10 protein-coding genes and 1 tRNA gene are annotated in these 13721 nt (G+C 67.7%); 8 read left to right on the forward strand and 3 right to left on the reverse strand.

Going from position 1 to position 13721, the window contains the following annotated elements:
- Positions 1-73 precede the first annotated feature (73 nt).
- The 4 genes from HSX14_RS22895 to HSX14_RS22910 are packed head-to-tail and all read left to right on the forward strand — an operon-like array spanning position 74 to position 4751.
- Positions 74-2833, forward strand: a complete 2760-nt coding sequence (locus tag HSX14_RS22895) for a response regulator (RefSeq protein ID WP_173171823.1) — start codon at positions 74-76, stop codon at positions 2831-2833.
- 60 nt (positions 2834-2893) lie between these two features.
- Positions 2894-3877, forward strand: a complete 984-nt coding sequence (locus HSX14_RS22900) for a 2-hydroxyacid dehydrogenase (protein ID WP_173171821.1) — start codon at positions 2894-2896, stop codon at positions 3875-3877.
- A 35-nt stretch (positions 3878-3912) separates the two neighbouring features.
- A complete protein-coding gene (locus HSX14_RS22905) occupies positions 3913-4350 on the forward strand; it encodes a hypothetical protein (RefSeq protein ID WP_173171819.1) in 438 nt (145 codons plus the stop codon).
- A complete protein-coding gene (locus HSX14_RS22910; RefSeq protein ID WP_111261733.1) occupies positions 4347-4751 on the forward strand; it encodes an META domain-containing protein in 405 nt (134 codons plus the stop codon). Before HSX14_RS22905 ends, HSX14_RS22910 begins: the two co-directional genes overlap by 4 nt.
- 3 nt (positions 4752-4754) lie before the next feature.
- Here the strand turns inward: HSX14_RS22910 and dinB are convergent, their stop codons facing one another.
- Together dinB and HSX14_RS22920 are read right to left on the reverse strand one after the other, a co-directional pair.
- A complete protein-coding gene (gene dinB / locus HSX14_RS22915; RefSeq protein WP_173171817.1) occupies positions 4755-5810 on the reverse strand; it encodes a DNA polymerase IV in 1056 nt (351 codons plus the stop codon).
- Between the two features lie 112 nt (positions 5811-5922).
- Positions 5923-6411 carry a hypothetical protein gene (locus tag HSX14_RS22920; RefSeq protein ID WP_173171815.1) on the reverse strand — a complete coding sequence of 163 codons (489 nt, stop codon included), beginning with the start codon at positions 6409-6411 and terminating at the stop codon, positions 5923-5925.
- Between the two features lie 431 nt (positions 6412-6842).
- Here HSX14_RS22920 and HSX14_RS22925 point away from each other — a divergent pair.
- The 4 genes from HSX14_RS22925 to HSX14_RS22940 all read left to right on the forward strand — a co-directional run bounded on the left by HSX14_RS22925 (position 6843) and on the right by HSX14_RS22940 (position 11680).
- Positions 6843-6919, forward strand: a tRNA-Met gene (locus tag HSX14_RS22925).
- 219 nt (positions 6920-7138) lie between these two features.
- Positions 7139-9739 (forward strand): bifunctional lysylphosphatidylglycerol flippase/synthetase MprF, encoded by a 2601-nt coding sequence (gene mprF, locus HSX14_RS22930; protein WP_373874647.1) that lies wholly within the window; start codon positions 7139-7141, stop codon positions 9737-9739.
- Positions 9740-9746: 7 nt separating this feature from the next.
- On the forward strand, positions 9747-11009 hold the full coding sequence (locus HSX14_RS22935) for a virulence factor family protein (RefSeq protein ID WP_173171811.1): 1263 nt from the start codon (positions 9747-9749) through the stop codon (positions 11007-11009).
- A gap of 128 nt (positions 11010-11137) precedes the next feature.
- Positions 11138-11680 (forward strand): cytochrome b, encoded by a 543-nt coding sequence (locus HSX14_RS22940; protein ID WP_173171809.1) that lies wholly within the window; start codon positions 11138-11140, stop codon positions 11678-11680.
- Between the two features lie 102 nt (positions 11681-11782).
- Here the strand turns inward: HSX14_RS22940 and HSX14_RS22945 are convergent, their stop codons facing one another.
- Positions 11783-13687, reverse strand: coding sequence for a potassium transporter Kup (locus tag HSX14_RS22945; protein ID WP_173171807.1), 1905 nt, complete (start codon positions 13685-13687; stop codon positions 11783-11785).
- Between the last annotated feature and the right edge of the window lie 34 nt (positions 13688-13721).

Here is a 13721-nt window from a genome sequence, read left to right on the forward strand (position 1 = left end):
CCGCCTATATGTGGGAGGATTCCGACCGGCCGAATCGCTACACTTCCGGCATTCACTGACCGAAGGAACGAGCGTGTACAAGGATCTAGGCATCAAGGGCCGCGTTCTGCTGCTCACCCTGCTGCCCACCAGCCTGCTGGCCCTGGTGCTGGGCGGCTACTTCATCTGGGCGCAGCTTTCCGACATGCAGGCGCAGTTGCTGCAGCGCGGCCAGATGATCGCCGAGCAACTGGCACCCCTGGCGGCGCCGGCCCTGGTCCGCGGCGACGCGGTGCTGCTGGAGCGCATCGCCGACCATGCGCTGGACCAGCCCGACGTGCGCGCCGTGAGCTTCCTCAGCCTGGAACGCGCACGCCTCGCCCACGCCGGGCCGAGCATGCTCAACGGCACGCCCGACAGCGACGGCAGCCACCTCAGCCTGACCAGCAACACCGATGCCACGCGCTTCATGCAGCCGGTGTTCGAACGCCATCGCGTGCTCTCCGGCGACACCGCCAAGCTGGGCGACGACCAGCTGCTGGGCTGGGTCGAGCTGGAGATGTCGCACCACGGCACACTGCTCAAGGGCTATCGCAGCCTGTTCGCCAGCCTGCTGCTGATCACCGCCGGCCTCGCCGTCACCGCGCTGCTCGCCCTGCGCATGAGCCACCAGATCAACGAGCCGCTGCGGCGCATCAAGCAGGGCGTCGCGCTGCTCAAGGAAGGTCGCCTGGAAACCCGCCTGCCGCAGCTCGGCAACCACGAGATGGACGAACTGGCCGGGGGCATCAACCGCATGGCCGAGGCGCTGCAGAGCGCCCAGGAAGAACTGCAGCACAACATCGACCAGGCCACCGAGGACGTCCGCCAGAACCTGGAGACCATCGAGATCCAGAACATCGAGCTGGACCTGGCGCGCAAGGAGGCCCTGGAGGCGAGCCGGATCAAGTCCGAGTTCCTCGCCAACATGAGCCACGAGATCCGCACACCGCTCAACGGCATCCTCGGCTTCACCAACCTGCTGCAGAAGAGCGAGCTGTCGCCGCGCCAGCAGGACTACCTGTCGACCATCGAGAAGTCCGCCGACAACCTGCTGGGGATCATCAACGAGATCCTCGACTTCTCGAAGATCGAGGCCGGCAAGCTGGTGCTGGAGAACATCCCCTTCAACCTGCGCGACCTGATCCAGGACACCCTGACCATCCTCGCCCCCGCCGCCCACGAGAAGCGCCTGGAACTGGTCAGCCTGGTCTACCGCGACACCCCTCTGCAGCTGGTGGGCGACCCCCTGCGCCTCAAGCAGGTGCTGACCAACCTGGTGAGCAACGCCATCAAGTTCACCCGCGAGGGCACCATCGCCGTGCGCGCGATGCTCGAGGACGACAGCGATGCCGACCTGGTGCAACTGCGCATCAGCGTGCAGGACACCGGCATCGGCCTTTCCGACGAGGACCTGCGCGCCCTGTTCCAGGCCTTCAGCCAGGCCGACAACTCGTTGTCGCGCCAGGCCGGCGGCACCGGCCTGGGGCTGGTCATATCCAAGCGCCTGATCGAGCAGATGGGCGGCGAGATAGGCGTGGCCAGCACCCCGGGCGAAGGCTCCGAGTTCTGGATCAGCGTCAGCCTGCCCAAGGCCCGCGACGACGCCGACGACCTGCCCAAGGCCCTGCTCGCCGGGCGCTACGCCGCAGTGTTCGAGCCCCAGGAACTGGCCCGCCAGGCGCTGCACCACCAGCTCGAGGACTGCGGCCTGGAGGTGCAGGACTACCCCAGCCTGGAGGCCTTGCTGGAGGCAGTCGAGACCCAGCGCAACGGCACCCGCGCCATCGGCTTCGCGGTCATGGGCGTGACCGCCCGCGACCTGCCGCCGGATCGCCTCAGCCAGTACATCTGGGAACTGGACCAGCTGGGCTGCAAGAGCCTGGTGCTCTGCCCCACCACCGAGCAGGCGCTCTATCACCAGGTGCTGCCCGACTCGCACAACCAGCTGCAGGCCAAGCCGGCGTGCACGCGCAAGCTGCACCGTGCCCTCACCGGCCTGGTCAGCCCGCGCCAGCAGCCGCGCCTGGAGGCACCGCAGCCACAGAGCACGCGTGCGCCGAAGATCCTCTGCGTCGACGACAACCCGGCCAACCTGCTGCTGGTCAAGACCCTGCTCGGCGACATGGGCGCCCAGGTGACCGCGGTGGACAGTGGCTATGCCGCCGTCGAGGCCGCGCAGCAGCACAACTTCGACCTGATCCTCATGGACGTGCAGATGCCCGGCATGGACGGGCGCCAGGCCACCGAGGAAATCCGCCGCCTGGAAGCCGGCAGCGAATTGAGCCCGGTGCCCATCGTCGCCCTCACCGCCCACGCCCTGGCCAACGAGAAACGCGCCCTGTTGCAAGGCGGCATGGACGACTACCTGACCAAGCCCATCGGCGAGCGCCAACTGGCCCAGGTGGTGCTCAAGTGGACCGGCCTGGTCCTGCACAGCCCGGCCCCCGAGCGCGGCGCCGAGCACCCGGCCAACGAGGATGAGCCGAGCGTGCTGGACCCGGAGGAAGGCCTGCGCCTGGCCGCCGGCAAGGCCGACCTCGCCGCCGACATGCTGGCGATGCTGCTGGCCTCCCTCGCAGCGGACCGCCAGGCCATCCGCCAGGCGCTGGACAGCGACGACCACGCGACCCTGCTGGAGCGCGTCCACCGCCTGCACGGCGCCACCCGCTATTGCGGCGTGCCGCAGTTGCGCGCGGCCTGCCAGCGCAGCGAAACCCTGCTCAAGAAGAACGACCCGGCCTATCGCCAGGCGCTCGACGAGCTCGACGTGGCCATCGTCCGCCTGGCCGGGGAAACGCGGGTGAACGCTTGACCTGATGCAGGGCGCCTCTTCCCCGGCGGTCTAGAATGGCCGGGGATAAAAGGAGAGCCCATGCGCACCATTCTTTTCAGCAGCCAGACCTATGACCGCGAAAGCTTCCTCGGCGCCGCGGCAGGCATCGAGCTGCATTTCCAGCCGGCACGGCTGACCCTCGACACCACGGCCCTGGCCAATGGCTTCGACGTGGTCTGCGCCTTCATCAACGACGACCTGTCCGCGCCGGTGCTGGAGCACCTGGTGGCGGGCGGCACGCGCCTGATCGCACTGCGCTCGGCTGGCTACAACCACGTCGACCTCACGGCAGCCCGCGCGCTCGGCCTCACCGTCGTGCGGGTACCGGCCTACTCGCCCCACGCGGTCGCCGAACATGCGGTGGCATTGATCCTCGCCCTCAACCGGCGCCTTCACCGCGCCTACAACCGGACGCGCGAAGGCGACTTCAGCCTGCACGGCCTGACCGGCTTCGACCTGGTGGGCAAGCGCGTGGGCGTGGTCGGCACCGGGCAGATCGGCGAGACCTTCGCCCGCATCATGGCCGGCTTCGGCTGCCAGCTGCTGGCCTACGACCCCTTCCCCAACCCGGCCGTGGAAGCCATGGGGGCACGCTACCTGCCCCTGGACCCGCTGCTCGCCGAGAGCGACATCATCAGCCTGCACTGCCCGCTCAACGACGCCACCCGCTACCTGATCAACGCCGACAGCCTGCAGCACATGAAACCCGGTGCGATGCTCATCAACACCGGGCGCGGCGCACTGGTGGAAACCCCGGCGCTGATCGAGGCGCTGAAGAGCGGCCAGCTCGGCTACCTGGGCCTGGACGTCTATGAAGAGGAAGCCAACCTGTTCTTCGAAGACCGCTCCGACCTGCCGTTGCAGGACGACGTGCTGGCCCGGCTGCTGACCTTCCCCAACGTCATCGTCACGGCGCACCAGGCCTTCCTCACCCGCGAGGCGCTGGCGGCCATCGCCCGTACCACGCTGGACAACATCGCCGCCTGGGCCGCCGGGCGGCCGTGCAACCAGGTCGACGCCTAGGCCGTGATAGGATGCGCGGCGTTTCTGGAGGACCTATGGCCGAACACGATTTCCGTTACAACCTGCTCAACCCCGCCCACACCCTCAGCGAGTGCCGTGCACTCGCGCCGGGCCGCTATCAGGTCACCGGCACCGGGGGCTCGATCCAGAATGGCGACACCCTGGTCGTCACCCTCAAGGGCAGCCGCGACCTGGCGATGCGCCTGGAGGTGGAGAAGGTCCGCCACCTGATCAACCCGCCCGGCCAGTGGCTGGCGGTGGCCAAGGGCCCGGTCTTCAAGGAACTGTCCATCCTCAACTGGCACGTGGACTGCGACGCCTGCGCCAAGCGCCTGGACTTCGAGTTCGCCGTCGATTCCAGCCTCGGCAAGAGCGCGCAGGCACCGGCCGCGGAAGCCCGTATCGCCGAGCTGGGCTGGTTGAACAGGGAAGGCAAGCACCTCTGCCCGAAATGCCGTCAGGAGACCCCATGAACCGCAACGCAATCAGTGCCGCCGTCGGCGCCCTGGCCCTGGTGGGCTGCGCCAGCGAAGGCCCGAGCATCGAGACCGAGCGTACCTACCAGGTGGAGTGGATCGGCGAACGCCCGTTGATCGACAACAGCCACCTGACCATCACCCTGGGCCGCGACGGCCGTGCCTATGGCAATGGCGGCTGCAACCACTGGTTCGCCTCCTACGAGCTGAAGGACGACAGGATCAGCTTCGGCCCGGTCGGCAGCACCCGCAAGATGTGCGCACCGGCTTTGATGGAGCAGGAGCAGCGCTTCCTCGACGCCCTGCCGAGCGTGCAGCGCTGGGACTTCTCGGCGATCGAGCAACTGCGCCTGTGGCCCGCCGAAGGCAAGCCGCTGCGCCTGTGGCCGGAACGCTGAGTTTCAGAAAAGCTTGAGCTGCTCGGCGACGCCCTGCAGATCCTGCAGGCGCACGCCGATGCCGATCAGCCGCACCGGCTTGTCACCCCGGGCGAACGCCGCGCCCAGCAACAGCCTGTAGCTGTCCAGGTCACGCCCAGCGCCGGACTGCTCCAGGGTGGTCTGGGCGAAGTCGTGGAACTTCAGCTTCACGAAAGGCTTTCCGGGCTTATAGCTGGCGTCGAGCCGTTGCAGGCGCCGCTGCAGCTCCTCGTAGAGCTCCGGCAGGCGCTCCAGGCAGGTGCCCAGGTCGGGCAGGTCCTGATCGAAGGTGTTCTCCACACTCAACGACTGACGGCGGCTGTCCACCTGCACCGCGCGCTCGTCGATACCCCGCGCCAAGCCGTACAGGCGCTCGCCGAAACTGCCGAACTCGCGGGCCAGGGCCAGGCGGCTCCATTCGCGCAGGTCCGCGCAACTGATCACGCCGAGGCGGCCGAGCTTGTCCGCCGTCACCTTGCCCACGCCATGCAGCTTGCTCACCGGCAGCTGGGCGACGAAGTCGTCCACCTGGTCGGGCGTGATCACGAAGAGGCCGTCGGGCTTGCGCCAGTCGCTGGCGATCTTGGCCAGGAACTTGTTCGGTGCCACCCCGGCGGAAACGGTGATGCGCAGCTCCTGCCACACCCGCCGGCGGATCTCCTGGGCGATGCGCGTGGCGCTGCCACTGAAGTGCTGGCTCTCGGATACGTCGAGGTAGGCCTCGTCGAGGGACAGCGGCTCGATGATCTCGGTGAAGTCGCGAAGGATGGCGTGGATCTCCCGCGAGGCCTCGCGGTAGGCGTCGAAGCGCGGGCGCACGATCAACAGGTCCGGGCACAGTTTCAGCGCATGGCGCGACGACATGGCCGAACGCACGCCATAGGCACGCGCCTCGTAGTTGCAGGTGGCGATCACCCCGCGCCGCTCCGCCGAGCCGCCGACCGCCAGGGGGCGGCCGGCCAGCGAGGGGTCGTCGCGCATCTCGATCGCTGCATAGAAGCAGTCGCAATCGATGTGGATGATCTTCCTTTGACTCATGGACGCCTGGTTACCGGTGGAGCGAAGGAAGCACGCTCGGGCGGGCGGATGCCGCCGGGGGAGCCTCCACGGACGGGAGGCGGGCAAGTCTAGCCGATTTGCCAGGCGGGTTTCAGCGGCCGGATGTGCGCACGACCTGGGCGGCCCGGGCGTGATGCTCCGGCCAGAGTTCGGGCCGTGGGTCTGGGGTGCGCCAGGTCCTTATATAGAGATCCCAGGACGCCTCCACCTCATCGAGCGCAGGCAGACGCGCCGGGTCGCTCCACAGCAACAGCCGCGCGAAAGCGGCGGCCAGCGTATCGTCATGCCCCAGCGCAACGCGAACCCGCTCATCCACCGGCGGTACCTGGCGGGCGTCGCATACCTCGACGGCGACATCCCGGGTCACCGGGCAGCGCAGGACGAAGTGGACCATTTCATCGGGCGACTCCGACTGCCAATAGCTGTGAGGCCCGCCCTTGACCAGCGGGCGCTTCTCCAGACCGCTTTCCTGCAGGCCGATGGCGAGCAGCATCAATTGCGCCTCGCGGCTGTTCATCTCATCGGGCAGCAGGGCCAGGGCCGGCTCGATGACGAGGCGGCTGAAGGAATCGAGCGTCATGGGAACTCCGGAACGAAACGCCCCGTGGAACGAGGCGCGACCAACGCGGATGGGGCGCCACCGGCACCCCGTTGAAGCGGAGCAGTATCGCCGTAGCCCAAATCGCTACAACGGACGCGGGGCGGAATCAGCCCGAGCCTACCGGTGTCTGGAACTCTCCTACAGCACCTCCCCGTTACGCTCGTCCAGCGGCCAGGAAATGGACCTCCTGCCGCCCTCGGGTCCGGTTCCCCGTTCCGGACCCGAGGTTCATCCGGTCCATTCCCGCACCTGCGCACCTCGGCACCCGAAAAGCCTGAAGAACCCCGCCCGGCAGGGGCTGGAGGACTATCTGACCACTCGGATCACGCTAAGCACCTGAAGAAAAAACACTTTTTTCTCAATCAGGCGTTGACAGGGTGAATTAAATCGCTAGAATGCCGACCCACAGACGCGGGATGGAGCAGTCTGGTAGCTCGTCGGGCTCATAACCCGAAGGTCGTTGGTTCAAATCCAGCTCCCGCAACCAAATACGGAAAGGCCACTCGAAAGAGTGGCCTTTTTCGTTTGGGCGTCTTTTCTTAGGCTGAAGCCGCCCGACTCTGAGTCAGGCCATGCGCCAAGGAAAATATTGCATGACAGGGCTTGGAACTTGCCCGCGCTGCCCACATCCTGTGGCGCACATTGCATGAGGTGCTCGATGCGCGCCAACCCCACCGTTGAAAATCCGCTCTCCGACGATTCCACGCTGCAGGACGAACCCGCGCAACTGCGCTGGCTCGATCGCATAAGCGCCTACCGACAGCCCATCGGGCTGGCCTTCACCCTTCTTCTGTTCACCATCGGCCTGGTCGCCTGCTGGCACCTGCTGCGCGAGCTCGATCCCGACGCACTGCGCACGGCCGTCCGTGATGTACCCGGCACCAGCCTGCTGATGGCCATTGGCGCCACGGCAATCGGCTTCGTCGCGCTGATGGGCTACGAGTGGTCCGGTTGCCGCTTCGCCGGGGTCAAGCTGCCCTTCCCGCGCATGGCGCTGGGCAGTTTCTGCGCCACGGGCATTGGCAACGCCATCGGCCTCTCGGTGATCACCGGGGGCTCGGTGCGCTACCGCCTCTATAGCCGCGACAACGTCGGCACCGGCGATATCGCCCGCATCACGCTGTTCGCCAGCCTGGCCCTGGGCAGCGCCCTGCCCCCCCTGGCCGCCGTGGCCGCGCTGAGTGACCTGCCCGCCGCCGCCCAGGCCTTGCGCATCTCCACCAGCCTGGTGGCGATCATCGCCAGCGCCGTGCTCGCCGCCACCGTCATCGCCGTGGTCTGGCTGTCGCGCCTGCGCGAGCCGGTGGCGCCGACACCGGGTTGCGTGAACATCCGCATCGGCCATCGCACCCTGCGCCTGCCGGGCCTGCAGTTGTCCGCGCTGCAGCTGGTGATCACCCTAGTCGACGTCTGCGCCGCCGCTGCCGTGCTTTATGTATTGCTGCCGGAAGCGCCGCCGCTGGGTGCCTTCCTGCTGGTCTACCTGCTGGCCCTGGCAGCGGGCGTGCTCAGCCATGTGCCGGGCGGTGTCGGTGTGTTCGAGGCCGTGCTGCTGGCAGCCTTCGCCGGGCAACTCGGTGCAGCGCCCCTGGCCGCCGCCTTGCTGCTCTATCGCCTCATCTATGTGGGCCTGCCGCTGATCCTCGCCTGCCTGCTGCTGCTGGCGAACGAGGCGCAACGCTTCCTGCCCGCCGGGCGCCAGGCGGTGCGCGCCGCCTCCGGCCTGGCCGCGCCGGTGCTGTCGCTGATGGTGTTCCTCTCTGGTGTGGTGCTGCTGTTCTCCGGTGCCACCCCAGCCATCGACACCCGCCTGGAGCACCTGAGCTTCCTCATCCCCCATCGCCTAATCGACGCCTCGCACCTGGCCGCCAGCCTGGTGGGCGTGCTCTGCCTGCTCCTCGCCCACGGCCTGCGCCGGCGCCTGTCGGCGGCCTGGGCGCTGACGGTGGTGCTGCTGCTCGCCGGTGCCGGGCTGTCGATGCTCAAGGGCTTCGACTGGGAAGAGGCCAGCCTGCTGGTGCTCACCGCGACCCTCCTGGCGATGTTCCGCAATGCTTTCTATCGCCCCAGCCGCCTGCTGGAGATGCCTTTCTCGCCGGTCAACCTGGGCGCAAGTGCCTGCGTGCTGGCCGCGTCGCTGTGGCTGATGTTCTTCGCCTACCAGGACGTGCCCTACAGCCATGAACTGTTCTGGCAGTTCGCCGTGGACGCCGACGCCCCGCGCACCCTGCGTGCGACCCTGGGCAGCGGCCTGCTGCTGGCGGGCCTGGCGCTGATCTGGCTGCTGCGGCCGGTCCCCCTGGTGATCCACGAACCCACCGAGGAAGAACTGCTCAAGGCCGCCGATATCGTCAAGGCATCCGGCCAGCCCGACGGCGGGCTGGTGCTCACCGGCGACAAGGCGCTGCTGTTCCACCCCGAGGAGGACGCCTTCCTGATGTTCGCCCGTCGCGGGCGCAGCCTGGTGGCGCTGTTCGACCCCATCGGCAAGGCCAACCACCGCGCCGAGCTGATCTGGCAGTTCCGCGACCTCTGCGACGTGCACCATGCGCGCCCGGTGTTCTACCAGGTGCGTGCGGAGAACCTGCCGTACTACATGGATATCGGCCTCAGCGCCCTGAAGCTCGGCGAAGAGGCGCGGGTCGACCTGCGCCGCTTCGACCTGGAAGCCAAGAACAAGGCCATGAAGGACCTGCGCTACACCCTCAGCCGGGGCCAGCGCGACGGCCTGTCGATGGAGATCTTCGACGCCGGGCTGGCGCCGCTGGATGCGCTGCGGGCCATCTCCGAAGCCTGGATGCAGGGCAAGCAGGTGCGCGAGAAGGGCTTCTCCCTGGGCCGTTTCGACCCCGACTACCTCAAGCACTTCCGCATCGCGGTGGTCTCCTTCGAAGGCAAGCCCATGGCCTTCGCCAACCTGCTGGAGACCAGCAGCAGCGAACTGGCCAGCCTGGACCTGATGCGCGTGCACCCCGAAGCGCCCAAGCTGACCATGGAATTCCTCATGCTCAACCTGCTGCTGCACTTCAAGGAGCGCGGGCACGAGCGCTTCAGCCTCGGCATGGTGCCCCTGGCCGGCCTGCAGCCGCGCCGCGGCGCGCCGCTGACCCAGCGCCTGGGGGCCCTGGTGTTCCGCCGTGGCGAGCAGTTCTACAACTTCCAGGGCCTGCGCCGCTTCAAGGACAAGTTCCAGCCCGAGTGGGAGCCGCGCTACATGGCGGTGCCTGCGGGCCTCGACCCGCTGGTGGCGCTGGCCGATACCGCCGCGCTCATCGCCGGCGGCTTCACCGGACTGGTCAAACGCTGAGGGAACCATGCTCAAACGCAACTGGAAGCGCATCCTGGTCGTCGCCGTCCTCCTCGCCATCGGCATCGGCCTGCTGCTCTGGAGCCGCCCCGCGCCCCAGGCCAGGGTCGAGCAGAAGCGCCTGCCAGATGGCAGCTCCGCGACACTGGCCAGCCCACCGGCGGACGCCAAGGCGTGGGTACTGGTCCTGGTGGATCGCGACCAGCAACTGAAGGAAGCCGAACTGCTGGCCCTGGCCCACGACGGTGCGGCGCGCATCGTCCAGCTCGCCCTGCCGGCCAATGATTGCGATGCCCAGCAGCACCTGCTCCAGAACGCGCGGGAGCTGCTCCAGGGCGAACCCACCCTGGTAGCGGGCATAGGCCCGGGAGCCGCCTTCGCCTGGCGGTGGCTGGCCGGCCAGGACAAGGACGAGGCACGCGCCCTGTCCATCGACTTCAGCCTGGAACATGCCGACTGCCCGGCTCCTCTGCCCAAGGCCGCCCCCCACGGCCACTGGACCATCGCCTGGAACGACAACCCGGACGACCCCAGTGCCGCCTTCGCCCGGGACCAGGCCAACGCCGACACCAGCATCAGCGACTACGACACCACCCTGCCCCAGCTGCTCGACGAGCAGTTGCGCGCCCTTCTGCAAGGCGAAGGCACGCCGATGCCGGTGGTCGAGGTGCCCGCCACCAAGCCCTCCTCCACCGTCACCCTGTTCTATTCCGGCGACGGCGGCTGGCGTGACCTGGACCGCGCCGTGGCCGAGGAAATGGCCAAGCGCGACCACTCGGTGGTCGGCATCGATGCGCTGCGCTACTTCTGGCAGCACAAGAGCCCCGAGCAGGGCGCCGCCGACCTCAGCCGCCTGATGAAGCAGTACCGCGAGAAGTGGGGGGCCCAGCGCTTCGTGCTGGCGGGCTACTCCTTCGGCGCCGACGTGCTGCCGGCCTTCTACAACCGCCTGCCCAAGGCCGACCAGCAGCAAGTGGACGCCGTCCTCCTGCTGGCCCTGGCGCGCAGTGGCAGCTTCGAGATCGAGGTGCAGGGCTGGCTCGGCAAGGCCGGCCAGGAAGCGCCCACCGGCCCGGAACTGATCAAGCTGCCGGCTGCGAAGGTGCTTTGCGTCTATGGCAAGGAAGAGGCCAGCGAGAGCGGCTGCACCCAGCCCGGCGCGCCAGGCGAAGTGCTGGCGCTGCCCGGCGGCCACCACTACGACGAAAACTACCCCGCCCTGGCGGAGCGCCTGGTCGCCGCCATCGCCAAGCGCCAGCCCGCCCCTTGACGCCGCCTGCCCGCTACCCGCCCGGTAGCGGGCAGCGCGACGCTTGATCTGCTTCATTTTCACTTAAGCCACGGCCGCTAAACTGGAGACAAGCCCGCCGCTACGATGCGGGACAACAAGGAGCCGTGATGACCACCCCAACGTCCCGCTACGGGAAACTTTCAATCGCACTGCATTGGCTGATGTTGCTGCTGATCGCCGCCGTCTACGCCACCATCGAACTGAAGGGCAACTTTCCCAAGGGCAGCGAAACCCGCGAACTGCTCAAGCAATGGCATTTCATGCTGGGCCTCTCGGTGTTCGCCCTGGTACTGGTGCGCATCGCCGCACGCTTCCTCTCACCCACCCCGCCGATCACCCCGAACCCGCCGGCCTGGCAGAACGCCCTGGCCAAGCTCGCGCACCTGGCGCTGTACGGCCTGATGCTGGGCCTGCCGCTGGCGGGCTGGCTGATCCTCAGCGCTGCCGGCAAGCCGATCCCCTTCTTCGGTTTCGAGCTGCCGCCGCTGATCGACAAGAACCCCGACCTCGCCGGGCAGATCAAGGAGGTGCACGAGACCGTGGCCGTGCTCGGCTACTGGCTGATCGGCCTGCACGCGGCGGCGGCCTTGTTCCACCACTTCATCAGCAAGGACGACACCGTCCGGCGCATGTTGCCTGGGCGAAATTGAGTCCTGCCCTCCGGGCCCGAGCACGGCCCGCTGGCTGATCCCATCCATGAAAAAGCCCGGGCATGCCCGGGCTTTTTTCGTCGTGGCGAACCCCGTCGCCGGCTAGATCTCCACCTGGGTGCCGAGCTCGATCACGCGGTTGAGCGGCAGGTTGAAGTAGCGCAGGTTGCCGTTGGCGTTCTTCAGCAGGAAGGCGAACAGGGCCTCGCGCCAGCGCGCCATGCCGATCAGCTTGGACGGGATCACCGTCTCGCGGCTGAGGAAGTAGGTGGTGCGCATGGGGCTGAAATCCAGGTCGTTGAGGTGACACAGCTTCAGGGCCTGGGGGATGTCCGGGTCCTCGATGAAGCCGAAGTGCAACACCACGCGGAAGAAGCCCTCGCCATAGGCATCCACCTCGAAGCGTCGCTCCGGAGGAACCCTCGGGCTGTCTTCGTTGACCACCGTGAGCAGGACCACCTGCTCGTGCAGCACCTGGTTGTGCAGCAGGTTGTGCAACAGCGCGTGGGGCACGGCATCGGAGCGCGCGGTGAGGAACACGGCGGTGCCCTGCACGCGGTGCGGTGGTTGCGAGCGAATGCTGGCGATGAACAGCGGCAGGGGCAGCGAGCCCTCGTCGAGACGCTCCACCAGCAGCTGGCGACCGCGCTTCCAGGTGGTCATCAGGATGAACAGCGCGAGGCCGGCGATGACCGGGAAGGCGCCGCCCTGGACCACCTTGGGCAGGTTGGCGGCGAAGAACAGCGCATCCACCAGCAGCATCAGCAGGAAGAACGGGACGGCCAGCCACAGCGGCCATTTCCACAGCAGCCAGATCACCACGCCCATCAGCAGGGTGGTCATCAGCATGGTGCCGGTCACCGCCACGCCATAGGCCGAGGCCAGCGCCGCCGAGGACTCGAAGCCCAGCACCAGCAGTACCACGCCGACCATCAGCGCCCAGTTCACCGCCGGGATGTAGATCTGCCCCTGCTCCTGGCTGGAGGTGTGCTGGATGAACATGCGCGGCACGTAGCCGAGCTGGATCGCCTGGCGGGTCAGCGAGAAGGCGCCCGAAATCACCGCCTGGGAGGCGATGACGGTCGCCGCCGTGGACAGCGCCACCATCGGCAGCAGGGCCCAGCCGGGGGCCGTCAGGTAGAAGGGGTTACGTGCAGCCTCCGGGTTGACCAGGATGGTCGCGCCCTGGCCGAAGTAGTTCAGCACCAGCGCCGGCAGCACCAGGGCGAACCAGGCGCGGGCGATGGGCTTGCGGCCGAAGTGGCCCATGTCGGCGTACAACGCCTCGGCGCCGGTCAGCGCCAGCACCGTGGCGCCGAGGATGGCGACGCCTATGCCGGGGTGGGAGACGAAGAAATTGATCGCCCAGGTCGGGCTCATCGCCTTGAGCACTTCCGGCTCCTGCGATACGCCATAGATGCCCAGGGCCGCGAGGGCGAGGAACCAGGCCACCATCACCGGGCCGAACAGGATGCCGATGCGCGCGGTGCCATGCTTCTGGATGAGGAACAGGCCGACCAGCACCACCAGCGACATCGGCACCACCCAATGCTCCAGGCCGTCGAAGGCGATCTCCAGGCCCTCGATGGCGGAGAGCACCGAGATCGCCGGGGTGATCATGCTGTCGCCGTAGAACAGCGCGGCGCCGATCAGGCCGGCGACCACCACCATGGCCTGCAGGCGACGACGCCCGGTGGCGGCACGACGCGCCAGCGCGGACAACGCCATCACCCCCCCCTCGCCTTCGTTGTCGGCCCGCAGGACGAAGATCACGTACTTGATCGACACCACCCAGATCAGCGACCAGAAGATCAGCGAAAGCACGCCGAGCACGCCGTCGTGGTTGGCCTGCACGCCATAACCGCCGATGAAGACTTCCTTCAGGGTGTACAGGGGGCTGGTGCCGATATCGCCGTAGCAGACGCCCACGGCGCCGGCCATCAGGCCGATCGCGGAGCTGGAGTGGGGCCGCTCATGCTCAACGGTGCCGGCGCTTGCATCGGACATGTAACAAGATTCCTCGAAAAAATTCCGCGCATCC

The sequence above is a fragment of the Pseudomonas tohonis genome (assembly GCF_012767755.2).
In the GTDB taxonomy this organism is placed as follows: Bacteria; Pseudomonadota; Gammaproteobacteria; order Pseudomonadales; family Pseudomonadaceae; genus Metapseudomonas; species Metapseudomonas tohonis.